Origin of the sequence: Methylococcus sp. EFPC2 (assembly GCF_016925495.1) — a bacterium.
GTDB lineage: Bacteria > Pseudomonadota > Gammaproteobacteria > Methylococcales > Methylococcaceae > EFPC2.
This window is the reverse complement of the sequence record NZ_CP070491.1, coordinates 1,869,748-1,893,900: the sequence shown is the minus strand read 5'-3', so window position 1 is coordinate 1,893,900 and position 24,153 is coordinate 1,869,748. Positions and strand designations below refer to the sequence as shown.

22 protein-coding genes are annotated in these 24,153 nt (G+C 59.4%); 17 read left to right on the top strand and 5 right to left on the bottom strand.

The window, feature by feature from the left end; genetic code table 11:
- The first annotated feature begins 57 nt into the window (after nt 1–57).
- From JWZ97_RS07870 to JWZ97_RS07835, 7 genes are all read left to right on the top strand, one after another.
- Nucleotides 58–423 (top strand): response regulator, encoded by a 366-nt coding sequence (locus tag JWZ97_RS07870; RefSeq protein WP_205434219.1) that lies wholly within the window; start codon nt 58–60, stop codon nt 421–423.
- Between the two features lie 106 nt (nt 424–529).
- Nucleotides 530–2,725, top strand: a complete 2,196-nt coding sequence (locus JWZ97_RS07865) for a chemotaxis protein CheW (RefSeq protein WP_205434218.1) — start codon at nt 530–532, stop codon at nt 2,723–2,725.
- A 181-nt stretch (nt 2,726–2,906) separates the two neighbouring features.
- Nucleotides 2,907–3,395, top strand: coding sequence for a chemotaxis protein CheW (locus JWZ97_RS07860; RefSeq protein ID WP_205434217.1), 489 nt, complete (start codon nt 2,907–2,909; stop codon nt 3,393–3,395).
- 417 nt (nt 3,396–3,812) lie between these two features.
- Nucleotides 3,813–4,754, top strand: a complete 942-nt coding sequence (locus JWZ97_RS07855) for a CheR family methyltransferase (RefSeq protein WP_240342536.1) — start codon at nt 3,813–3,815, stop codon at nt 4,752–4,754.
- 3 nt (nt 4,755–4,757) lie between these two features.
- Nucleotides 4,758–5,366, top strand: a complete 609-nt coding sequence (gene cheD / locus JWZ97_RS07850; protein ID WP_205434216.1) for a chemoreceptor glutamine deamidase CheD — start codon at nt 4,758–4,760, stop codon at nt 5,364–5,366.
- A gap of 38 nt (nt 5,367–5,404) precedes the next feature.
- Nucleotides 5,405–8,128 carry a methyl-accepting chemotaxis protein gene (locus tag JWZ97_RS20235; RefSeq protein WP_305799104.1) on the top strand — a complete coding sequence of 908 codons (2,724 nt, stop codon included), beginning with the start codon at nt 5,405–5,407 and terminating at the stop codon, nt 8,126–8,128.
- A 147-nt stretch (nt 8,129–8,275) separates the two neighbouring features.
- Nucleotides 8,276–9,346 (top strand): chemotaxis response regulator protein-glutamate methylesterase, encoded by a 1,071-nt coding sequence (locus JWZ97_RS07835; RefSeq protein ID WP_205434215.1) that lies wholly within the window; start codon nt 8,276–8,278, stop codon nt 9,344–9,346.
- Nucleotides 9,347–9,377: 31 nt separating this feature from the next.
- Here the strand turns inward: JWZ97_RS07835 and JWZ97_RS07830 are convergent, their stop codons facing one another.
- Nucleotides 9,378–10,418 (bottom strand): AI-2E family transporter, encoded by a 1,041-nt coding sequence (locus tag JWZ97_RS07830; RefSeq protein WP_205434214.1) that lies wholly within the window; start codon nt 10,416–10,418, stop codon nt 9,378–9,380.
- Between the two features lie 226 nt (nt 10,419–10,644).
- On the opposite strand from JWZ97_RS07830, the gene aceE reads away from it, so the two are divergent.
- The 7 genes from aceE (at nt 10,645) to JWZ97_RS07795 (ending at nt 17,617) form a co-directional block, all read left to right on the top strand.
- Nucleotides 10,645–13,326 (top strand): pyruvate dehydrogenase (acetyl-transferring), homodimeric type, encoded by a 2,682-nt coding sequence (gene aceE / locus JWZ97_RS07825; protein ID WP_205434213.1) that lies wholly within the window; start codon nt 10,645–10,647, stop codon nt 13,324–13,326.
- A 12-nt stretch (nt 13,327–13,338) separates the two neighbouring features.
- Nucleotides 13,339–14,643: a dihydrolipoyllysine-residue acetyltransferase gene (gene aceF, locus JWZ97_RS07820; RefSeq protein ID WP_205434212.1), complete on the top strand. Its 1,305-nt coding sequence runs from the start codon at nt 13,339–13,341 to the stop codon at nt 14,641–14,643.
- A 79-nt stretch (nt 14,644–14,722) separates the two neighbouring features.
- On the top strand, nt 14,723–15,118 hold the full coding sequence (locus tag JWZ97_RS07815) for a hypothetical protein (RefSeq protein ID WP_205434211.1): 396 nt from the start codon (nt 14,723–14,725) through the stop codon (nt 15,116–15,118).
- Between the two features lie 61 nt (nt 15,119–15,179).
- Entirely contained in the window at nt 15,180–15,683 is a 504-nt protein-coding gene (gene rraA, locus JWZ97_RS07810) for a ribonuclease E activity regulator RraA (protein WP_205434210.1), read from the top strand.
- Nucleotides 15,684–15,761: 78 nt separating this feature from the next.
- Complete coding sequence (ispH, locus tag JWZ97_RS07805; protein ID WP_205434209.1) at nt 15,762–16,703, top strand: 4-hydroxy-3-methylbut-2-enyl diphosphate reductase; 942 nt, start codon at nt 15,762–15,764, stop codon at nt 16,701–16,703.
- A 118-nt stretch (nt 16,704–16,821) separates the two neighbouring features.
- Nucleotides 16,822–17,187: a rhodanese-like domain-containing protein gene (locus JWZ97_RS07800; RefSeq protein WP_205434208.1), complete on the top strand. Its 366-nt coding sequence runs from the start codon at nt 16,822–16,824 to the stop codon at nt 17,185–17,187.
- Between the two features lie 49 nt (nt 17,188–17,236).
- Nucleotides 17,237–17,617 carry an RNA-binding S4 domain-containing protein gene (locus JWZ97_RS07795; protein WP_240342535.1) on the top strand — a complete coding sequence of 127 codons (381 nt, stop codon included), beginning with the start codon at nt 17,237–17,239 and terminating at the stop codon, nt 17,615–17,617.
- A 52-nt stretch (nt 17,618–17,669) separates the two neighbouring features.
- Here JWZ97_RS07795 and cysZ read toward each other — a convergent pair whose 3' ends face one another.
- From cysZ to JWZ97_RS07780, 3 genes are all read right to left on the bottom strand, one after another.
- Nucleotides 17,670–18,338: a sulfate transporter CysZ gene (gene cysZ, locus JWZ97_RS07790; protein ID WP_205434207.1), complete on the bottom strand. Its 669-nt coding sequence runs from the start codon at nt 18,336–18,338 to the stop codon at nt 17,670–17,672.
- A 65-nt stretch (nt 18,339–18,403) separates the two neighbouring features.
- On the bottom strand, nt 18,404–19,321 hold the full coding sequence (locus JWZ97_RS07785) for a D-hexose-6-phosphate mutarotase (protein WP_205434206.1): 918 nt from the start codon (nt 19,319–19,321) through the stop codon (nt 18,404–18,406).
- A 35-nt stretch (nt 19,322–19,356) separates the two neighbouring features.
- Nucleotides 19,357–19,806: an outer membrane protein assembly factor BamE gene (locus tag JWZ97_RS07780; protein ID WP_240342534.1), complete on the bottom strand. Its 450-nt coding sequence runs from the start codon at nt 19,804–19,806 to the stop codon at nt 19,357–19,359.
- Nucleotides 19,807–19,888: 82 nt separating this feature from the next.
- On the opposite strand from JWZ97_RS07780, the gene fur reads away from it, so the two are divergent.
- From fur to lolD, 3 genes are read left to right on the top strand one after another with little or no spacing between them, the layout of a single operon-like run.
- Complete coding sequence (gene fur / locus JWZ97_RS07775) at nt 19,889–20,329, top strand: ferric iron uptake transcriptional regulator (protein WP_371822615.1); 441 nt, start codon at nt 19,889–19,891, stop codon at nt 20,327–20,329.
- A 47-nt stretch (nt 20,330–20,376) separates the two neighbouring features.
- Entirely contained in the window at nt 20,377–21,624 is a 1,248-nt protein-coding gene (locus JWZ97_RS07770; RefSeq protein WP_205434203.1) for a lipoprotein-releasing ABC transporter permease subunit, read from the top strand.
- A complete protein-coding gene (lolD, locus tag JWZ97_RS07765) occupies nt 21,617–22,294 on the top strand; it encodes a lipoprotein-releasing ABC transporter ATP-binding protein LolD (protein WP_205434202.1) in 678 nt (225 codons plus the stop codon). Before JWZ97_RS07770 ends, lolD begins: the two co-directional genes overlap by 8 nt.
- 195 nt (nt 22,295–22,489) lie before the next feature.
- Here the strand turns inward: lolD and groL are convergent, their stop codons facing one another.
- The gene (groL, locus tag JWZ97_RS07760; protein WP_205434201.1) at nt 22,490–24,124 is read right to left on the bottom strand and encodes a chaperonin GroEL; all 1,635 of its coding nucleotides are present in this window, start codon (nt 24,122–24,124) and stop codon (nt 22,490–22,492) included.
- Nucleotides 24,125–24,153: the final 29 nt, after the last annotated feature.

Here is a 24,153-nt window from a genome sequence, read left to right as displayed (position 1 = left end):
TCAGTCGCCCGTTTCAGATCCAGATGATGCGGGCCAACATCAGGAGAGATTCGGATTATGACCAAAACTATACTCGCGGTGGATGACTCGCCGTCGATCCGAAAGATGGTCAGCTTTACGCTGAAAAGTGCCGGCTACGAGGTGATCGAAGCCACCGACGGGGTGGACGGCTTGGAAAAGGCCACGTCGAATGCCGTCGGCTTGGTCCTGACCGACCAGAACATGCCCCGCATGGACGGATTGACGCTCATACGCTCTTTGAGAGCTCTGCCTCAGTACGCGCACATTCCGATATTGATGTTGACGACCGAGTCCAGCGACGTGATGAAAGCCCAAGGCAAGGCGGCGGGCGCCACGGGCTGGATGGTGAAGCCATTCGATCCCGCCAAACTCATCCAGGTCATAAAAAAAGTGATGGGCTGAGGACGCGAGGGTTTAGCGTCTGGCCTCTTTCCCTTCCCTGTGATTCGACGGCTACCGAGGCGCCCGGAAAATCCGGCGACGCCCTTAATACTGCGAGTATTTTGTTATGAGCATCGAGCTAAGCGAGTTCTACCAGACCTTCTTCGACGAGGCGTCCGAACATCTGGATACCATGGAAAGCTTGTTGCTGGAACTGGATGTCGAGGCGCCCGATCTGGACCATCTGAATGCCATTTTCCGCTCGGCTCATTCGATCAAGGGCGGCAGCGGGATGTTCGGTTTCAACGACATGACCGAGGTCACGCACATCCTGGAAACCTTGCTGGACCGTTTGCGCAAGGGCGAACTGCAGTTGCGGGAGGAAATGGTCGAAGCCTTTCTGCACGCGACCGACGTGCTCAAGGGCATGGTGGCGGCCCGCCAAGGCGCCGCCCCGGTGGAAGAGGACGTGATTAAGGGCATCAGCGAGAAACTCCATCTTCTTTCACAAGACCGGCCAGCGGCTGCATCCGCCGCCGATGGCTCCATGGCAGACGCGGCGGCCCCGGACGCCTACGATATCCGCTTCTCGCGTGTAGGCAACCCGTTGGGGGATCCCGCGCCATTCGATTTCCTCATCGATACGCTCAAGAGCCTAGGTACGCTCGAAGTACTGGATCAGGGGGCGCAGGCCCACTTCCGCATTACCCAGCCGTCTTCGGTCGACGAAGTGCGCGAAGCCTTCGCGTTCTTCGTTCAGCCCGAGCAATACGAGATCAGTCCGGTCGGGGCCGCAGAGCCCGGCCAGAGCGCTCAAGCAGCGCATCCCCAGCCCCTTCCCAGTGTGGAAACTGTTTCCACGGAACACACGGAAGAAGGCAAGGACTTCGGCTTTTTTGTCGATGTCACGCCGCCGGTCCAATCTGTGGCCTCCTCGCCCGCAGCGTCACCGGCAGTCAAGACCGAACCGGGCAAGGTTCAGGAATCGGCTCCGGCCAAAAAAACCGAGGCGGTCAAAGTTCAGCCTGCCGCCCACGCGGATACATCCATCCGGGTCAACATCGAAAAAGTCGATCAACTCATCAATCTGGCCGGCGAACTGGTCATCACCCAGGCCATGTTGAAACAGACCGCGTCCCGGATCGATCCGGTGCTGCATGAGAGCCTGCACGAAGGCATCGCTCAACTGGAGCGGAACACCCGCGATTTGCAGGAAGCGGTGATGTCGATCCGCATGATGCCCATGAGCTTCGTCTTCAGCCGCTTTCCGCGGATGGTCAGGGATTTGGCCGGTAAATTGAAGAAAGAGGTCAATTTCAGGACCCAGGGTGAGGCGACCGAACTGGACAAGGGATTGATAGAAAAAATCACCGACCCTTTGACCCATCTCGTGCGCAACAGTCTGGACCACGGCATCGAGATGCCGGAAGAACGCATCGCCAAGGGCAAGGACCCCAAGGGTAACCTCACGCTAAGAGCCTTCCATCAGGGAGGCAATGTCGTCATCGAGGTCCAGGACGACGGCGCGGGTCTCGACCGCGCAAAACTCCTGGCCAAGGCTCGCGAGCGCGGCCTGAATGTTTCTGACGCCATGACGGATCAGGAGGTATGGGGACTCATCATGGCGCCCGGGTTCTCGACCGCCGAAGTCATTACCGATGTTTCGGGACGCGGCGTTGGGATGGATGTGGTCAAGCGCAATATCGAGTCCCTCGGTGGGCGGGTGGAAATCGACTCGGTCTATGGCGCAGGTACCACCATGACCATACGTCTGCCGCTGACACTGGCCATACTCGACGGTCTTTCCATCGCCGTCGGCAGCGAAACCTTCATCATCCCACTCACCAGCATCATCGAGTCATTGCAGCCCAAGGCCGAGGACGTCAAGTCCGTGGTGGGTGAGGGACGTGTGGTACATGTGCGTGGCGAATACCTGCCGCTCGTGGCCCTGTACCAGATTTTCAAGATACGCCCGCGTACCCGCAAGCCGGAACGCGGAACCCTGATGATAGTGGAGGCCGACGGTGTGAGGGCGGCATTGCTGGTCGACGAACTGCTGGGTCAGCATCAGGTCGTCATCAAGAGCTTGGAGTCCAACTACCGCAAAGTTCCGGGCATATCGGGGGCGACCATCATGGGTGACGGACGCGTCGCGCTCATCATCGATATCACCGGTATGGTTCGGCTGAGCAAGAATTTCGCCGCAGGGACGACGTTGGACGACGACGAGGAAGAAGAATTGCAACCGGAGCGAGAGCAGGGTGTCGCCGAAACGGTTTCGCGTGAATCCGAGTCCCAATGGGCCGGTGCTCTCGGCGCCTAGAAGACCGTGGCCCTAGTGCTCGATTGACCCGTCGAGGCGTATCGATACTGGAAAACGCACTGATTTGTGGGCCTGCAACGCGCTCCGAACACGTTTTGCGAAATCCGGCAGACGCATGCGGATTTTCGTGAAGGTCTCATCAATCCATCACTACTACAACGTCTAATAACGAGATTTTGCCATGCACGAAAAATCAGAAACAGCAGCCGGCATTAGCGGTGGAAGGGAATGCCTCACCTTCACCTTGGGTGATGAAGAGTACGGTATCGACATACTCACCGTGCAGGAAATACGGGGTTACGACACGGTCACGCGCATCGCCAATGCGCCCGACTTCATCAAGGGCGTGATCAATTTGCGCGGCGCCATCGTGCCTATCGTCGACATGCGCATCAAATTCAACCTGGGCAATGTCGTCTATAACGAATTTACCGTGGTTATCGTGCTGAACCTAGCCGGGAGGGTCATCGGCATGGTCGTGGATGGGGTGTCCGACGTGATTACTCTGACACCGGAGCAAATACGTCCGGCGCCCGAGTTGGGCACGGCCTTGGATACGCAATATATCAACGGCCTCGGTACGGTGGATGAGCGGATGATCATCCTGATGGACATCGAACGCCTGATGTCAGCGGAAGACATGGCCTTGATCGAGCATGCCGCCGCCTAAACTCGCGATTTCCGATGAAAAGGAAGCGATCCAGGTGAACGTTGGCTCGACGCTTTCCAACGCTTGGGCAGAACGGCAAGTCCCTTCTTGATCCCACCGGATGCCGTTACTCCGACGGGCGGTTCGGCCCGCATAGCGCCGTGGTACTTTCCGGTGATCCGGGGTCTCCTCCAGGTGCCATGGTTGGCCGTTCAAAGTGGCAAGGCAAGTCAAGGGCCTTCCGTTTTTATGTCCCAGCCTGACGTTAATATGCGTTCTTTTTCAAGGCAGACGCTTAAATACATTGCGGAAGCACCAGACGGATACGCGTCGGAATAGCATTACAGGAGATTAATCTTTAGTAGCAGGATGGCGGCAATTTCTTGGGAAATATACCCAAAAATTAGGCGACAGAGCCTCGCAATAACAGATCGATGTGTGTGGACGGCCAATACTTTTGGCCCTTTTTGCAAAGCGCTTTACGAGCAGATATTCGATAGGGTATTTATCGAAAAACGACCAGGATTCTTTGTTATGTCATCACGCGGACCGAGTAAGGAGTTCGACTTTACGGCGCAGGACTTTGAGCGCATCAGGGAGTTACTATACCAGCGCACCGGAATCGCACTAAACGAGCATAAGCAAGATATGGTCTATGCTCGCCTGAGCAGGCGCTTGCGTACCCACGGTATACTCAGCTTTCGGGAGTATTTGTCTTACCTGAATACCGAGGATGGTGGTGATGAATGGGAGGCGTTCGTCAACGCGCTGACGACCAATCTGACCTCGTTCTTTCGAGAACAGCACCATTTTCCGGTACTGGCGGAGCATGTGAAGTCCTTAAATAAGCGACCCCTACGGCTGTGGTGTTCGGCATCGTCCACCGGCGAGGAGCCCTATACCATGGCCATGACCATGGTGGAAGCCTTCGGAACCTATGCTCCGCCCGTGGAAATCATCGCAACCGATATCGATACCAATGTGCTCGATAAGGCACGAACGGGTGTTTATGCCATGGATAGGGTGGAGAAACTGCCGGCGGAAACCCTGAAACGTTATTTTCTCAGAGGCAGGGGAACTCAGGAAGGCTTGGTCCGTGTGCGTCCGGAGTTGCGTGATTTGATTAATTTTAAGCAGTTAAACCTGCTAGATAATTATTGGCCCGTGGACGGAAAGTTCGATGCCATATTTTGCCGCAACGTAATGATTTATTTCGACAAAGAAACTCAGTACGGCATTCTGTCCCGTTTCGTGCCCCTGCTTGAATCGCATGGCCTTCTTTTCGCCGGCCATTCCGAAAGCCTGTATCACGCGGCCGACTTGTTCAGGCTGCGGGGTAAGACGGTGTACGAGCTGGCCAAGCCGGGACCCAGGGGATAGCTGATGGAGCATCTTTATCAAGACGCCCTGGCGCCCAACCTCTATTACGACCGCAATTTCAATATCCAGGCGGTCAAGATTCTGCCCGGTGAATATTACGCCACCGCGCGGCCCATGCTCATCGTTACCGTGCTTGGATCCTGCGTATCGGCCTGCATACGAGATCGAGTCAGCGGGATCGGCGGTATGAATCATTTTATGCTGCCGGCCCTCAACGATTTCGGGGAGCCGGTTAACGCCTCGGCCCGTTATGGAACCTATGCCATGGAGATACTCATAAACCAGTTGCTGAAAATGGGGGTGAAAAGGCAAAACCTTGAGGCAAAGGTATTCGGCGGAGGGAATGTTATCAAGGGATTTACGGTCGCCAACGTAGGGGAACGCAACGCCGCTTTTGTGCGAGAGTATCTCAAGGCCGAAGAAATACCGATAGTGGCCGAGGATTTGCTGGATATTTATCCGCGCAAGGTTTATTTTTTTCCCGCACAGGGACGGGTGCTTATCAAGAAGCTGATGAGCTTGCATAACGATACCATATTGCGACGCGAGCAGGAATATAATACCCGGCTCGGAGCGACTGCCGAGCGGGGCGGCGATGTTGATTTGTTCTGAGCCGAACAATAATTACAATAATTTCCAGGAGTCTGTCCATGAGGCTTAACCTGCCCGTTACCAATCGTGAGTACGAAGTCAAGGATAATATTCTTATCGTCTCGGAAACCGATGAAAAAGGCACAATAACCTATGCCAATGCCGACTTTATAGAAGCCAGTGGCTATAGCGAAGAGGAGTTGATCGGCGCGCCGCATAATATTCTCCGCCATCCCGACATGCCGGAAATCGCCTTTGCGGATTTGTGGGAAACCCTGAAGAAAGGGAAGCCATGGACCGGTATCGTCAAGAATCGTCGCAAGAATGGCGACCATTATTGGGTGGTGGCCAATGCAACTCCGTTTTATGAAGACGGCAAGTTTGCCGGCTATATGTCGATGCGCAATAAAGCGACACGAGAGCAGATCGCGTTCGCCGAGAATCTTTACAAGGACATACGTGAAGGCCGCTGCAAGCTTCAGTTGAAAGAAGGCCAGTTACTCGCTACGGACGGGTACAGTCGGTTAAAGCGTTGGGTAAGTGATTTGAGCATCGGCGCCCGTATCATGAGCCTGATTGCGCTGTTCACCGTGCTGCTGGCCGTGACGAATCTATACGCCTGGGGGCAGTTGGCGGATCTGCGCCAGCAACTTGCCGCTCAGTCCGAAGGGATGAGCGGAGCGGTTCGCGGTTCGACCGAGTCGACGGCGCAGGAGTCGGCCGATGTCCGCCTACGCAACTCGATCGCACTGCTGGCGGGCGCTTTGGTGCTGGGCCTTTTCTTCGGCGAAAAGACCCGACGCAGCATTTGTCTGCCCTTGGGCGATGCGTTGGCGGAATGCCGCCTGATGGCTCGCGGCGACCTGGGCCGTAAGATCGATGTGACTCGCCACAACGAAATCGGCGATTTCCTGGAGGCGGTGAAGTCGCTGCAGATCCGGCTTGGCTTTGAAAAGTCGGAGAAAATCCGTTTCGAGAATGGCGCGGTGAGAGTGCAACGCGGTTTGGACAATGTCTGCGCCAATGTGCTGATTGCCGACGACGAAGGCAAGATCATCTATCTCAATCATGCCATGAGGGATTTTTTCGTTCGCTTTCAGGACGACATACGCCAGGGTCTGCCCGGCTTCGATCCGTCAACGCTGGTCGGTTCGCCCCTCGCGTCTTTGAGTGTCGATCCCGCGCATGCGTCCACGCGGGCCAAGGGCGTGCATCGCAGTACCCGCCAACTGGGCGGGCGCACCCTGGTTATCACGGCGACGCCGGTGATCAACGAGCAAGGGCGGGCGATCGGGCAGGTTGAAGAATGGCTGGATCGCACCGCGGAAGAAGCGGCCGAGCGCGAAGTCGCACGCCTGGTAAGAGAGGCGGCAAGCGGAAGTCTGGGGCATAGGGTCAATCTCGATCTGCTCCCCACCGGCTTTATTCATGACACCGGCGCCGGCATCAATCAAATACTGGATGCCGTGGTGGGCCCGCTCAACGCCGCCGCGAGCTATTTGGATCGCATCGCCAAGGGCGACATACCGGAGAAAATCTCGGCTAGCTATAACGGGGACTTCAACGTCATCAAGAACAACCTCAATACCTGCATCGACGCGATCAACGCCCTCGTCGAAGACACGGCACGGTTGGCGGCGGCGGCGGTCGATGGACGGCTGGATGTCCGCGCCGAAGTGGGCCGGCATAAGGGCGACTTCAGCAAGGTCGTTGCGGGTGTGAACAATACCCTCGATGCCATCGCCGCGCCTCTGGATGAGGTCGTAAGGGTTTTGGGCGCCCTGGCGCAAGGAAATCTCACCGAGCGGGTCGGCGGACTTTATCGCGGTACCTTCGGCAAATTGGGCGATGATGCCAATAGCTCAGCTGAAAATCTGGCGCGTAGCGTCTTGACCATAAAGGAGGCCACGGATGCCATCAACACGGCGTCGAAAGAGATCGCCATGGGCAATGTCGATCTGTCACACCGCACGGAAGAACAAGCCTCCAGTCTGGAAGAGACCGCTTCCAGCATGGAGGAATTGTCCTCCACGGTAAGGCAGAACGCGGATAACGCCAAACAGGCCAATCAAATGGCGGTGGCCGCCTCCGAAGTCGCCCGGCGAGGCGGCGAGGTGGTGCACCGGGTAGTCGGGACCATGAACGGTATCAACGACAGTGCCCGCAAGATCGTGGACATTATCGGCGTCATCGACGGCATAGCTTTCCAGACCAATATTCTGGCGCTCAATGCCGCCGTGGAGGCCGCACGTGCGGGCGAGCAAGGCCGAGGATTCGCCGTGGTGGCCGGAGAGGTGCGCAATCTGGCGCAACGTTCGGCCGCGGCGGCCAAGGAGATCAAGGCGCTCATCAACGACTCTGTCGATAAGGTCGAGGACGGGGTCAAATTGGTGGAGGACGCTGGCCGGACCATGGAAGACGTGGTCGTTTCGGTCCGGCGGGTCACCGATATCATGGCGGAAATTGCCGCGGCTTCGGCGGAGCAAAGTGCGGGAATCGAGGAGGTGAACCGGGCGGTCACGCAGATGGACGATGTGACCCAGCAGAATGCGGCATTGGTGGAACAGGCCGCGGCGGCGGCCGAATCGCTGGAGGAGCAGGCGGCCAACCTGGCGCTTTCGGTTTCGAGTTTCAAGGTCAACGGGGGGCTGCTCGCCTCGCCGGCGACACGTGGCCTGCGCTCAGGCCGCCGGTCCGGCGGGGCCTTAAGCGCGTCGCGTACGGTCGAGGATACGGACCCGCTGTTGCGGCGCGCTGCTGCCGACGACTGGACGGAGTTTTAGAGAGGTTCCAAGGGTGCTGCGCTTCTGCCGCGTATGCGGATCGCAAACCATTAAACGCTTCGCTGCGTTTCGCGAGACGGCCTATCAGGCTTACGTCTGATTTCAAGCAGAGCGGGCATAACTGACCGTGCATCTGGAGTAGCCTAAATGACCATCAAGGTTCTGATCGTCGACGACTCGGCATTGATCCGGAAGTTGCTGACGGAATTGATCAACAAGCAGCCGGATATGCAGGCCATTGGAGCCGCGCCGGATCCGATCGTCGCACGGGAGATGATCAAGGCGCTGAATCCGGACGTGCTGACCCTGGATGTGGAGATGCCGAAAATGGACGGGCTGAGTTTTCTCGAAAAGCTCATGCGCCTAAGGCCCATGCCTGTTCTGATGGTTTCAACGCTGACGGCGGCGGGTTCCGAAGTGACCTTGCGCGCCTTGGAGCTCGGAGCCGTCGATTTCGTGGCCAAGCCGAAGATGGATATCGTCAACGGCCTGCAGAGTTACAGCGAGGAAATCGCCGAGAAGATTCGCGCGGTGGCGAGCGCCAAGATACGCCGGCTCCCTTCGGCCGGTACGGCCTCGGCTACCGCTTCCGCGGCCACGAACCTGGGCTTGTTGGGTTCCACCGAGAAAATCATCGCGGTCGGTTCTTCTACGGGGGGCACCGAAGCGGTCAAGGAGTTTTTGGCGCAACTGCCGCCGGATTGCCCCGGAATACTGGTCACCCAGCATATGCCGGAAGCCTTCACCAAGAGTTTCGCCGAGCGTCTGGACCGTTTGTGTCCCCGGCTCACGGTGCACGAAGCGTCCGGGGGGGAACGCGTTTTGCCCGGCCATGTGTTCATCGCGCCCGGGCATTCGCATCTGGTGTTGAAACGCAGCGGCGCTAATTATGTGACCGAACTCAGCCAGAGTGCCCCGGTGAGCCGTCATCGGCCCTCGGTCGACGTGCTGTTCCAGTCGGTTGCCAAGGTGGCCGGCGTCAACGCGATCGGCGTGATACTGACGGGCATGGGCAAGGATGGTGCGGCCGGGATGTTGGAGATGAAGCAGGCGGGAGCTTACAACTACGCCCAGGATGAGGAAAGCTGCGTGGTTTTCGGCATGCCGCGCGTGGCTATCGAAATGGGCGGAGTCGACGAAGTCGTTCCTTTGAAAAGCCTGGGTGAGCGCATCGTGGCCCGGCTACTGGGGACCCGCAAGCTCGGCATGCGGGTGTGAATCGGCATCGAATCCGGTTCGCGAGCGCGGTCTAGCTTGATGCACGTTTTCCCAGCCACTCGCGCCATACCGTCAGGCTGAGCGCGAGTATGACCGGCCCGAGAAATAGCCCGATCAGGCCGAATCGGGCCAGCCCACCCAGGACGCCAAAGAAAACCAGCAAGAACGGAATGCGGGTGGCACCGCTGATCACCAAGGGACGAACGATGTTGTCCACCCAACTCACCACCAGGCTGCCCCACAATGCCAGCGAGATGCCCGCCCAATGCTGGCCGTTAGCCAGCAGCCAAATACTCGCGGATACCCAGACCAGCGGCGTGCCGAAGGGGATCAGGGCGAAAAACATGGTGAGTATACTCAGCAATACCGGCGCTCCAATCCCCGTCGCCCAATATCCCAAGCCAGCCAGCGCACCTTGAGCCAAGGCCGTGAGCACGATCCCGTAGACCACGGCTTTGGTCGTGGCCTGGGCGGCACCGAAATAATCCTTGAGCCGCTCACCGACGGCCTGGGTCAGGACCTGTCTGATCTGGCCCACCGCGTGGCGCCCGTCACGATACAGAAAAAATGTGGTCAGCAAGGTCAAACCCAACTGGGCGGCGATGACTCCGACATCGCTGACGATAGACAGGATTTCGCCCGAGAATTGCCGGAGCCAGGGAGCCACGCGTTCTTTCAGCAAGCCCCGCAGATCGTCGGACTGGTCGAATAGATTCAACAGCTCCGGACCCAGATAAGGGATGCGGCTCACGAACGGGGGTACTTCCGGCTTTTGTTCCAGCCAGAGCGGAAGGTTGCGGAAGAATGCGGCGACTTCCTTTTGCGATAGGGCGCTGATCCAGATCAGCGGCACGATTATCGTCGCCGCCAGGCCGAGCGTCATTGCGAGCGCCGCCCAGGAGGTTTTGTTCCCCAGCAGGCGTTCGACGCGCAAGAACAGCGGCCAACTCGAATAAACCAGGATGGTCGCCCAGCCCACGGGAACCAGAAAATGCTGCAAAACCAGATAAGCCAGGGCCAACAAGCCTCCCAGCAGCAGGCCGGGGGCAAAATAGCGGGTGATCGCTTCCATGGGCGGTTCGGCTCGTGTGGTGCGTGATGTCTAAAAGGACATTCGATCCCGGATTTAGCGGTGCGTTGCCGGCAGTTTAACCGAGAACAGGCCCGCTAGCGGAGGCCTCTACGGCACGCGATCGGGGTGGCAATTCAACGGAGCGCCGTGAAGGGTGTTCAGGGGACAGCTTCTCTAGCTTATAATCGGCGGATTAAGCGCCCCCATAATAGGTTCAGGAGACTCTATGACCGCTTCCCCCACGCATCCGTCGCCTTATTCTACGCAGGACGATCTGGATCCTACCGAAACCCGAGAATGGCTCGACGCACTGGAAGCAATCATCGAAACGGAAGGGGTCGAGCGCGCTCACTACTTGATCGAGCGCCTGGTCGATCAAGCCCGTCGCAGCGGCGCCAATCTGCCCTACAACGCGAACACAGCTTATATCAACACCATCCCTCCGCACTTGGAGGCACGCAGTCCGGGCGACAACGAGCTGGAGCAGCGTCTGCGCTCCTACATTCGTTGGAATGCCATGGCCATGGTGGTGAAGGCGAACAAAACTTGCAGCGAATACGGCGGACACATCGCCAGTTTCGCGTCCTCGGCCACGCTCTACGAAGTGGGCTTCAATCATTTTTTCCATGCTCAGAGCAAGGACCATGGCGGCGATCTGGTGTTCTTTCAGGGACATTCCGCGCCGGGCATCTATGCGAGAGCTTATCTGGAAGGCCGCTTGACGGAAGACCAGCTGCAGCACTTCAGACAGGAAGTGCGCGGTGGCGGGCTTTCGTCCTACCCCCATCCCTGGCTGATGCCCGACTTCTGGCAGTTCCCCACGGTGTCCATGGGCTTGGGTCCGCTGATGGCTATTTATCAGGCCAAGTTCATGAAATATCTGCAGGACCGCGGCATCCTGCAAACCGAAGGCCGCAAGATCTGGGCCTTCATGGGGGATGGCGAAATGGACGAACCGGAGTCCATGGGCGCCATCGGTCTAGCCGGACGCGAAAAGCTGGACAATCTTATTTTCGTGGTCAATTGCAATTTGCAGCGTTTGGATGGCCCGGTACGCGGCGACGGCAAGATCATCCAGGAATTGGAAGGCACCTTCCGCGGCGCAGGCTGGAATGTCATCAAACTGGTTTGGGGCTCCGGGTGGGACGCCCTGCTCGCCAAGGACAAAGACGGTTTTTTGCGTCGGCGGATGGAAGAGGCTGTCGACGGCGAGTACCAAAGTTATAAAGCCAAGGGCGGGGCTTACACGCGCGAGCATTTCTTCGGCAAATATCCGGAGTTGCTGGAGATGGTCGCCACCATGTCGAATGACGACATCTATCGCCTGAGCCGCGGTGGGCACGATCCGCACAAGGTTTACGCCGCCTATCATGCGGCGGTGAACCATAGCGGCCAGCCCACTGTCATCCTGGCCAAGACGGTCAAGGGTTACGGCATGGGGCATGCCGGTGAGGGGCTGATGGGCGCCCATCAAGCAAAGAAAATGGACGAGGACGCACTCAGGGCATTCCGCGACCGATTCAACATTCCGGTGCCCGACGATCAGATCGCCAAGGCGCCGTTCTACAAACCGGCGGAAGACAGTGCGGAGATCAAATACCTGCACGAGCGCCGCCAGGCTTTGGGTGGCTACCTACCCAGTCGCCGCCGTGAAGCGCCGCTGTTGCAGGTGCCGGATCTCAGCGTGTTCGACGGGCTGCTCAAGGCCAGCGAGCGCGAGCAATCGACCACCATGGCCTTCGTCCGCCTCCTCACGGCCCTGCTGCGCGACAAGAAGATCGGCAAATATGTGGTGCCGATCGTCGCCGACGAAGCGCGCACCTTCGGCATGGACGGCCTGTTCCGCCAATACGCGATTTATTCCTCGGTGGGCCAGCTCTATACCCCGGAAGACGCCGACCAGATCATGTATTACCGGGAAGACAAGTCCGGCCAGATCCTGGAGGAGGGCATCTCCGAAGCCGGCGCGATGTCATCCTGGATCGCGGCGGGAACGGCGTACAGCAACCACAACGTGCAGATGATCCCCTTCTACATCTATTACTCGATGTTCGGGTATCAGCGTGTCGGCGATCTGATGTGGGCGGCGGGCGACATGCAGGCGCGGGGCTTCCTGGTGGGCGGCACCGCCGGCCGGACGACCCTGGCCGGAGAAGGCTTGCAGCACCAGGACGGCCATAGCCATTTGGCGATGTCCTTCATTCCCAATTGCGTGGCTTACGATCCGGCCTTCGCCTATGAAGTCGCGGTGGTGGTGCAGGACGGCCTGCGCCGCATGTACCAGGAAGGCGAGAACGTCTTCTACTACCTGACCGTGATGAACGAAAATCACGCCCATCCGGCCATGCCGGAGGGCGTGGCCGAAGGCATCGTCAAGGGTATTTATCTACTACGCGATGTCGGCGAGAAGGCCGCCATTCAACTCCTGGGGGCGGGCGCAATACTGCGAGAAACCTTGCTGGCGGCCGACAAGCTGGAGGCCGATTTCGGCATCAAGGCCAACGTCTGGAGCGTCACCAGCTTCAGCGAATTGCGCCGCGACGGGCTGGACAAGGAGCGCTGGAATCGCCTGCATCCCGATCAGCCGGCACGGACCAGCTACGTCGAGGAGCGTTTGGGCAAGACCCAAGGTCCGATCGTGGCGGCCAGCGATTATATCCAGACCGTCGCCGATCAGCTTCGTCCTTATCTTCCCGGGAAATCTTATGTGGCCCTGGGCACGGATGGCTTCGGGCGCAGCGATCGTCGTAGCGAATTGCGTCATTTCTTCGAAGTAGACGCCGACCATATCGCCTATACCGCGATCAAGTCCCTGGCCGACCAGGGCGAAATTCCGCTCGACTCCGTACAAAAGGCCTTGACCCTTTACGGCATCGACCCCGAAAAACCCAACCCGGTGAAAGCGTAAGGAGCGCGGGAAATGGCAGTTGAAAAAACAATCACGGTGCCGGACATCGGCAACTTTACCGATGTCGCCATCATCGAAGTGCTGGTGCAGGCGGGCGATACGATCAAGGCCGAAGAGTCGTTGATCACCCTGGAAAGCGACAAGGCCGCGATGGAAATTCCCGCTCCGGAGGGCGGCACCGTAAAGTCCTTGTTGGTCAAGGTGGGCGACAAGGTCAGCCACGGGACACCCATACTGGTGCTGGAAGCCGCCGAGGAGGCTGCTGCGGCGCCTAAGCCTGCTCCGGTTGACGCGGCGCCACTGGCAGTCGCGCCGTCGGCTCCCGAGCCGATCCCGGCTCCCGCCGCGGTCGCCGAGCGCGTTGCGCCGGTATCGCGACCCGCTCCGGCGGTTTCCGAGGACACGACCTCATCCGGCAAGACGCACGCCAGCCCCTCCGTACGCCGTTTCGCCCGCGAACTGGGCGTGGACGTGGCCCGGGTCAGCGGTACGGGACCCAAGGGACGGGTGCTCAAGGAAGACGTTCAATCCTGGGTCAAGAATAGAATCCAGGCGCCTCAGGCCTCGGGATCTCTGGGCTTCGCGTTTCCGGAATTGCCGGAAGTCGATTTTTCGCAGTTCGGCCCGGTCGTGTCTCAGCCCTTGTCGCGCATCAACAAGCTATCGGCTGCCAATCTGCATCGGAATTGGGTGACCATACCTCACGTCACCTTGCAGGAAGAAGCGGATATCACGGATCTGGAGGCTTTTCGGGTGTCGCTCAAGGGGGAGGTCGACAAGCAGAATACCCGCGTCACCTTGTTGCCTTTCCTGATCAAAGCCGTCGTCGCCGCGCTCAAGGCCCACCCCAAGTTCAACGCGTCGCTGGCTACGAGCGGCGATGAGTTGATCCTCAAGCATTACTACCACATCGGCGTCGCCATCGACACGCCCGATGGACTGGTCGTGCCCGCGTTGCGCGATGCGGATCAGAGAGGGGTGTTCGAACTCGCCAAGACCCTGGCCGATCTGGGCGAGCGGGCTCGCGGCAAGAAGTTGCGTACCCCCGAACTGCAAGGCGGGACGTTCACCATTTCCAGCTTGGGCGGCATCGGCAGCACCGGTTTCACGCCCATCATCAATGCGCCGGAAGTCGCCATACTCGGTGTTTCGAGAAGCCAGATACGGCCCGTCTACCGCAACGGCGAGTTCCTGCCGCGTCTGATGTTGCCGTTGTCCTTGTCCTTCGATCACCGCGTCATCGACGGCGCCGAGGCGGCCCGTTTCTGCGCTTATCTGGCGCAAGTACTCGGGGATTTTCGTCGAGTGATGCTGTAAGCTGAAAACTGTTGCGCGGCGGGGCCTAGTGTGCAGGCCGCCGCCGGCCGTCTTTTTATCTGGTTCAGTGAGTGTGAACATGAAAAACAGTCGTCGATTCCTTCCCGCGATCCTGCCGGCTTTAGCCCTCGTTTTTGGCCTGACAGGCTGCGGTGGCGACGGTGATCAAGCCGGCAAGCCTGTTCAAGGCGCAAAAGCGGAGAAATCCAGCCACACCGTCAGTGCTTCCGAACACCAGGCGTTTGAAAAGAAGTACGCAGAAAAGTGCGTGCGCTCCCAGCAAAAAGATGCGGAGAGTACGTTCACGAATGATCAGGAGTTGGGCCGGGTCTGCGAGTGCATGGCAAAAGAGATCTCCGCGCGGATCAGCAAGGCCGATGCCACCCATTTCCTGGAGAAAAACGAATTTCCCTTCGATTTGGTCATGATGACCAACGCCGCCGTGAATACCTGCGATACCGGCAAGAAGAAATGACGATGGCAGCGGATCGGCTGGAACCCCGTCTTCCCGCTAGCGCCATATCCGGCGAAAACCCATGACATTCAGAACAGCCGATCTATGCGATCAATTTTCCGAAACCAGCCGTCTGCAGATTGCCGACCCTCTTTTTAAGGCTTTCGGCTCGGCGGGCAGTTTCAGCGGGAAAATCGTCACGCTGAAAGTGTTCGAGGACAACGTGCTGTTACGTACGGTACTGGAAGGTCGGGGGGATGGGCGGATCCTGGTGGTCGACGGCGGGGGCTCGCATCGCTGCGCCCTGATGGGCAGCAATCTGGCGCGGCTGGCTACGCAAAACGGTTGGCAAGGCATCATTCTCTACGGCTGTATCCGCGATTCAGTGGAAATAGGTGCCATACCGATCGGCATCCGCGCCCTGCATACGCACCCCTTGCGCAGTCACAAGCGCGGAGCAGGCGAGCGTGACATCCTGATCACTTTCGCCGGAGTGAATTTCCGCTCCGGCCATTATCTTTACGCCGACGAAGACGGCCTCATCGTGTCTGAGATACCCTTGCTGGGGGAGTCTGCCGACGCGTGAGACCGCCCACGTTGAACCGGCACCCCGGTAGTGCCACAATGCCCCACTATTCCACTCTGAAATAATCCAGACAAATCCATGGAAATCCTACTCGCCAATCCACGCGGTTTTTGTGCCGGCGTCGACCGTGCCATCGAAATTGTTGAGCGCGCCATCGAGGTTTTCGGCGCTCCCATCTATGTGCGCCATGAGGTCGTGCACAACCGCTATGTCGTCGACGGCCTGCGCGACCGCGGTGCGGTATTCGTCGAGGAGTTGTCCGAAGTGCCGGAAAAATCCACGGTCATCTTCAGCGCCCACGGCGTCTCCATGGAAATCCAGCAGGAAGCTCGCGAGCGCCAGTTACAGGTCTTCGATGCCACCTGCCCGCTGGTGACCAAGGTGCATATCGAGGTGCACCATCACGCGCATGAAGGGCGCGAAATCGTATTCATAGGCCACGCCGGACATCCCGAAGTCGAAGGGACCATGGGACAGTACGACAACCCGGCCGGAGGCATTTACCTGGTCGAGTCGCCGGAGGATGTGAGCACGCTGGCGGTCAAGAATCCCGATAACCTGGCCTATGTCACTCAGACCACCCTATCCATCGACGATACGGTGGCCGTGGTGCAGGCGCTGCGTAGCCGTTTTCCCCAGATTATCGGTCCCAAGAAGGACGATATCTGTTATGCCACGCAAAACCGCCAGGACGCCGTCAAGAAGCTGGCCGGCGATTGCGACGTCATACTCGTGGTCGGTTCGCCCAATAGCTCCAACTCCAATCGTCTGCGGGAGATCGCCGAAAAGCTGGGCAAACGCTCGTTCCTGATCGACGACGCCAAGCAGTTGCGCCGGGAATGGCTGGACGACACCGCGCGCATCGGTGTTACCGCGGGGGCGTCCGCGCCGGAGATTCTGGTCAAGCAGGTGATCACTCAATTACGCGAATGGGGCGGACAGGTGGTGACCGAAAACGCAGGCATAGAAGAAAAAGTCGTATTTTCCTTGCCTAAGGAATTGCGCGCAGCGAAGGCTTGACGCGCGCGTTCGACGTCGGCAGGCATAAACAGCCCGCGGCGCGGGTGAGTATCGATGCTTATTCAAAGTCACCAACTTTTTATCCGGCTATTCAAACCCACGAGTCAGGAGCAGAACGATGGCGGTAACAGCACTGGATTTGGTCGCCGAGGCGAAGCAGCGGATACGCGAGATCGATGTGGCTCAGGCGCAGAGCAAGTTGAGTGGAGCACTAGTCCTGGACGTTCGGGAACCCGGTGAATATGCCGCGGGCGCGCTGCCCGGCGCAATCAATATTCCCCGCGGTGTACTGGAGTTTCAGATCGGCAACCATCCGGCTTTTCAAAATGCCCGGCAGTCCGAGCTGATCGTGTATTGCCAGTCGGGCGGTCGCTCGGCCCTGGCGGCGGATACCCTGCAAAAGCTCGGCTACGAAGCCGTGGTCAGTCTGGCTGGAGGCTATAAGGCGTGGCAGGATGTCGGCGGGGCTACGGTTCGGCCCTGAGGCGATGGTTCGCCGTGGAGAACAGTGGGATGCGGCGCACGACGAACGGATGCGCTTGGACAAGTGGCTGTGGGCGGCGCGTTTCTTCAAGACCCGTCAACTGGCTACCGACGCCATCAACGGCGGCAAGGTTCACGTGAATGGGCAGCGGGTCAAGCCCGGCAAAGAAATCAGCGTCGGGGCGCGACTCGAAATCAGCAAGGACAGCCTGCTGTGGGACGTTACGGTGACGGCGCTCAACAAGCAGCGCAGACCGGCCCTGGAGGCCGGCCTGCTTTACGAGGAACACGCCGAGAGCAAGACCCGGCGGGATGACGAAGTCGCGCGCCGGCGCGCCGAGAGCTCGTTGCACACCCAGCCGGACCGCCGCCCGGACAAGAAGGGGCGGCGCGCGATCCATCGCTTCAAACGGGAGGCGGTGGGCGAGTAGCTCGGATAGCGAGGCCCACGCGGCGATGGGCGTCTCGGCATGGGGCCCATGATCAAGCCCGCTCGTCTGTCCGGTTGAGATAAAGCGTCGCTCCGATGACGGCGGCGGGCGGGATGAAGATATTCAGGATGGGTATGGATAGCCCCAGCATGACCGCACCACCGAAGGCCAGCGTGTCGATACGGTTACGCCGCGCCAAGTTTCGTTGATCGGCAAAGCTCAGGCCGCGCAATTCCAGGGGGTAGGCATAATATTCCAGCGCCAGCCCCCAGGCGCCGAACAGCAGCCAAATGGCCGAGCTTAGGATATTCAGGACGGGTACCAGAAATGTCGGAAGCAGCATTAACGCCCGACTGGCGATGTAGGCCATCCGTCCCGCTTCGCTACCTACGCCTCGTGTCAACTCTCTCAACCAGGATGCGTCGGATGCGGCCGGTTGTCGCCCCGTGATTTCCTCATGCACGCGCCGAGCGAGAACACCGTAAAACGGCGCGCCGATCAGGTTGGCGATCAGGGTGAAGCTAAAAAAAGCTAGAACGAATAATACCAGGGCAAATAGCGGCCAAAGCAGCCACCTCAACCAATCCAGCCACGCCGGTATCAATCCGTCCATGGCGAGCCCGAAATAGTGGCTGACCGCCCAAGCGCCGAAACCGTAGATCAGCAGATTGATCAGTATCGGTGCCCAAACGTAGCGACGAAACTTAGGCTCATTGAGCATCTTTAGGCCCTGCCACAGGCATAAGGTGCCAGTGACGGGCGCAAATAGCCTGTTCGGTTTCGCGATCAATCCAGCGATTCCACGGTATAGCGAACCGACAGGCGGTGCTCCTCATGCAAGCCGAGCGTGACCGAGTCCCGCTCGGTATTCGCGCTTTCTATGCACAGCATCTCCAGATGGCCGTTGGCCGGAAAGTCCCCCAACTGGGCGGCCTTCGCCTCCCAAGGGTTCCAAACCACGGTTGCATGGCTGCCTCGTTTCGCGATGCGGATGCGCCGCCGCAGTACGGGATCTTCCAGCAGGCAATCACCGCCTGCATCCAGGTAGACGCGGTCGACTTCTCCCGTGAACGTGAGGTCTCCCGCTTGGGTCTTGAAACGGTCCTGGTCCAGTTTGTCGATGTAAGAGCGGTCTCCCAGCCCGAGCAGGCGCACCTTGCGGACGTCGCCGACCGCGAAATAAGCGTGCAAGGCTTGCTCGATTGTGACCGGCACCGGCCCTAGGTTGAGCGTCACCACTTCGATACTCAGTGCTTCGCCTATCGACACGCGCACTTCCAGCGGGGTCTGGTGAGGCCAGAGCTCATGGCTCGCGTGATCGTTCAATAGCTTGAGTTTCAATTGGGTGTCGCCGTTTTCCAGGCGCGCAGTCTCCAGGATCTCCCAGGGTGCTGTGCGGGCGTAACCGTGGGCGGGGAAATCCGCCCGGCCGGCATGATTGCCGAACCAGGGCCAGCAGATCGGAATACCGCCCCGTATGGCTTGTTCCGCTTCGAACTGCGCTTCGGGCGACAGCCAGATTACCGCTTGCTGCCCCTTGGGATTCCAGCCCAAGATCTGTGCGCCCCGCAAGGCGAGGGTCGCCCGTGCGTGGACGTTGTCGATCTCGGCGAAGATCAGGCCGCCGGGCCCCTTGCGGAAGCTCAGTTCATCGCTAATGCCGAAATGCTTGTTGAGGCCGGCAAGACTGTCGGCGTCGCTCATGTGTTTGCGGTAGCGGTGATAACTACGTTGGGGTTCTATTTGGTGAACACACCGGTGAGGGTTTCCCATAGTGTTTTTTCGCGTTCTATTTTTGGAATGTTGACGGTGACTTCCTTGTTCGGTTCGATGGAGGGCAGGTCGCCAGGCTTGAAATCGCCTTGCAGGCTCGCCAATTCGTCTTTTTCGAAAACCAGGGTGATGCGTTTCTGCATGCGCACCTTGCCGCCGGGCTCGTTCGAATAGAGATAATCCCAGCGCTCGTCGTGAAAAGGATCTTTCACCAGCGGTGTTCCGAGGATGAAGGCCACCTGGCGCTGGTTCATGCCCGGCTTGAGTTGGTCGACCATTTCCTGGGTCACGATATTGCCCTGATGGATGTCCATCCGGTAAACCCCCGGAAGGGAGTCACCCAGCCGGTCCAGCGACGCGGAGGAGCAGGCCGACAGGACCAGGGCGCCTGCGATGACAAGGGGGCGTTTGAGCATGATAGAATGAGCCGCTTTCATTGTTGTCCGTGAAATGATACTTGATCGGACGCGTTAAAACACGGGGCAGCAGGTCGCAATGATGGATAAGAAGGACAACATCGAAATCCGCAAAGCCGGGCTCAAGGTAACATCTCCTCGGGTCAAGATTTTGGAAATGTTGGAGAGCCGTACGGCATCCGATCGCCATCTCACGGCTGAAGACGTTTACAAGACCTTGCTCGCGGACGGCGCGGAAATAGGCCTCGCCACCGTTTACCGGGTATTGACCCAGTTCGAGGCGGCCGGCCTGGTCAAACGCCATCATTTCGAGGGCGGCAACTCCGTGTTCGAACTCGACCGGGGGGAACACCACGACCACATGGTCTGCATCAAGTGCGGCCGGGTGGAAGAGTTCAAAGACGATCTCATCGAGCGGCGTCAGCGCGAAATCGCCCGCGAGAAGGATTTCGGCCTGACCGATCACACGCTCTGCCTATACGGCATATGCGCGGCCTGCAAGCCGACGCAGCCGGCCGAATAGACGGCCTTACGCCACGCCTGCCCTGCGGGGCGCAAATTCGGGCATTCATGTTCAAACCACTCATACTCTACATCGGCTTGCGTTATACGCGGGCCAAGCGCCGCACGCGCTTCATTTCGTTTATCACCCTGACGTCGGTTCTTGGCATCGCGCTCGGCGTGACGGCTCTGATCACGGTCTTGTCCGTCATGAACGGCTTCGAGGCCGAGTTGCGCGAACGCATGCTGGGCATGACCTCGCATGCCACGATCAGCGAACCGAACGGCGCGCTGCGTGACTGGCACGTGCTGGAACCGGCACTGAGCGGGGATAAAAGGGTATTGGGCTGGGCACCCTACGTGGAAGGCCAGGCCATGCTGAGTTCCGACCGGAAAGTCAGCGGCGTGATGGTGCGCGGCATCGATCCCGCATACGAAACCCGGGTTTCGGAAGTGACCCGGCGCCTGGTGGAGGGCGATTTGCTTAACCTCCGGGCCGGTGAGTTCGGCATCGCGCTGGGACGCGAATTGGCCAACTATCTGGGCGTGTCCTTGGGCGACAAGGTGACCGTGATCACCCCGCAAGTCACCGCCACACCGGCCGGCATATTGCCGACGCTCAAGCGTTTCACGGTGGTGGCCGTATTCGAGGTCGGCATGTATGAATACGACCGCAACCTGGCACTGATACAGCTGGACGACGCCTCCCGCTTGTTCCGCCTGGAGGGCGGGGTCACCGGGCTCCGGCTTAAGCTGGACGATTTGTTCTATGTCCGGCAGATCGTGCGCGAAATCGGCCCCAAACTGCCTGGGCTCTACCAGATCGCGGATTGGACCCGGTCGAATGAAAACTTGTGGAAGGCGGTTCATACCGAGAAGCGGGTGATGTTCATCATCCTGCTGCTGATCGTCGCCGTGGCGGCGTTCAACATCGTATCCACCCTGGTGATGGTGGTCACCGACAAACGTGCCGACATCGCCATCCTGCGTACCCAGGGCATGACTCCGGCCGGCGTGATGGGCATCTTCATGGTCCTGGGGGCGGTCATCGGCTTGTCCGGTACCTTGCTGGGCGGGGTCGGCGGCGTGGCGCTGGCCCTCAACGTGCAGGACATCGTGAAGTTCATCGAACAGAGTTTCGACGTGCAATTCATGTCGGCCGACGTGTACTACATCAACGAGTTGCCTTCCAAGCTATTGTGGACCGACGTTAGTCAGATCACCGGCATGGCCTTTTTGCTTTCCTTGCTCGCGACCGTTTACCCGGCCTGGCAGGCTTCCCGGATCCGTCCCGCGGAGGAGTTGCGCTATGAGTAGGCCGCCGGTATTGGAGTGCCGCGATCTCGCCAAGAGCTTTCGTCAGGGAGGGCTGAACGTCGACGTGCTGGACGGTGTCAGCCTGCGGGTCGAAGCGGGGCAGCGCCTGGCCATCATGGGCGCTTCCGGGTCGGGCAAGAGCACGCTGCTGCATCTGCTGGGAGGATTGGAAGCTCCGAGCGCGGGCGAGGTGATACTGGACGGTATCGATCTGGCGAGTTTGGGGGAAAAACAGCTGGCGGGCTTGAGAAATCGGTCGCTGGGCTTCGTCTACCAGTTCCATCATTTGCTGGGCGAGTTCACCGTGCTGGAAAATGTCGCCATGCCCTTGCTGATTTCCGGCATATCGGTCCCGGAAGCCCGCCGTCGCGCCGCGGAGATGCTGGACAGGGTAGGATTGAAACACCGCCTGGAACACAAACCGGGCGAGTTGTCGGGTGGCGAACGGCAACGCTCGGCAATCGCCCGAGCACTGGTGACCCGTCCGAAATGCGTATTAGCCGATGAACCGACCGGTAACCTGGACAGCAAAACGGCCGATCACGTTTACGAATTGATGTTGGAGCTGAATCGGGAATATGGCGTGAGCTTTTTGGTGGTCACGCATGACGCGCATCTGGCCGGCAAGATGGATCACATCCTGCACATGGAGGACGGTCGTATCGTATGAGGCGATGCGTCGCCCACCCTGGTAAACCGTAGGGGCGACGCGCCTCATCCCTGATGAGCGCCGGACCAGCCATCCCGCATTGCCCGGCGCTTTGCCGCAGTACCCAAACTCGCGGCGATTCCCCGAATCCGCCGACTTCCTGCGGCTGATTCAAGCGGCGCTTCCGTGCGCCGTCAAGCCTATGACTTCCGTTTCTTAGTAGTCCCCGAAGCCGCCGCCATGTCCATGGCCGGCCGGCGCAGGTGCGTCTTCCTTCGGCAGTTCAGCAACCAGGGCTTCCGTGGTCAGCAGCAGGCTGGCGACCGATGCGGCGTTCAGCAGGGCGGAACGGGTGACCTTGGTCGGATCCAGGATGCCCAGTTCGATCAAGTCGCCGTATTCGCCCGTCGCGGCGTTGTAGCCGAACGAACCGCTGCCTTCCCGCACGCGGTTGACGATGACCGAAGGCTCTTCGCCGGCGTTGGCCACGATCTGGCGCAGAGGCTCTTCGATGGCGCGGCGCAGGATGCCGACGCCGACCGTCTGATCGTGGTTCTTGCCTTCCAGCTTGTCCAGTGCGGTCTGGGCGCGGATCAGCGCCACACCGCCGCCCGGCACGATGCCTTCCTCAATAGCGGCGCGGGTGGCGTGCAGAGCATCTTCCACGCGTGCCTTCTTTTCCTTGACCTCGACTTCGGTGGCGGCCCCCACCTTGATGACCGCAACACCGCCCGACAGCTTGGCGATCCGTTCCTGTAGCTTCTCCTTGTCATAGTCGGAGGTCGATTCTTCGATCTGGGCGCGGATTTGACCCACGCGCGCCTTGATCTTGTCCGTTTCGCCGGCGCCATCCACCACGATGGTGTTTTCCTTGGAAATCTGCACCTTCTTGGCGTGGCCCAGATCGCTCAGTTCGGCTTTCTCCAGGCTCAGGCCCAGTTCTTCCGTGATAACCGTGCCGCCGGTCAGGATGGCGATGTCTTCCAGCAAGGCCTTGCGGCGGTCGCCGAAACCCGGCGCCTTGACGGCAGCCACCTTGACGATGCCGCGCAGGGTATTGACGACCAGAGTGGCCAGGGCTTCGCCTTCCACGTCTTCCGCGATGATCAGCAGCGAACGGCCGGACTTGGCGACTTTCTCCAGCAGGGGCAGCAGGTCGCGGATATTGGAGATCTTCTTGTCGAACAAGAGGATGTAGGGATTGTCCAGTTCGGCGGTCTGGGTTTCCTGCTGGTTGATGAAATAGGGCGACAGATAGCCGCGGTCGAACTGCAAGCCTTCGACGATCTCCAATTCGTTCTGCAGGCCCGAGCCTTCCTCGACGGTGATCACGCCGTCCTTGCCGACCTTGTCCACCGCGTCGGCGATGATCTGGCCGATGGCTTCGTCCGAGTTGGCCGAGATCGAGCCGACCTGGGCGATCGACTTGCTGTCGGTGCTGGGCTTGGAGAGCTTCTGCAGTTCTTGCACGGCCACGGCGACGGCCAGATCGATGCCGCGCTTGATGTCCAGCGGATTAGCGCCGGCGGTGACGGATTTCAGGCCTTCGCGCACGATGGCCTGGGCCAGCACAGTGGCGGTGGTGGTGCCGTCGCCGGCCACGTCGGAGGTCTTGGAGGCGACTTCCTTCACCAACTGCGCGCCGATGTTTTCGAACTTGTCCTTGAGCTCGATTTCCTTGGCGACGGATACGCCGTCCTTGGTCACGGTGGGGGCGCCGAAGCTGCGCTCCAGGACCACGTTGCGGCCCTTGGGTCCCAGGGTTTGCTTGACCGCGTCGGCCAGCACGTTGACGCCGGCGAGCAAGCGGTGGCGAGCATCTTCGGAAAAGCGGATTTCTTTAGCGGACATGGGTACTAACTCCAAAAATTGTATGCTTG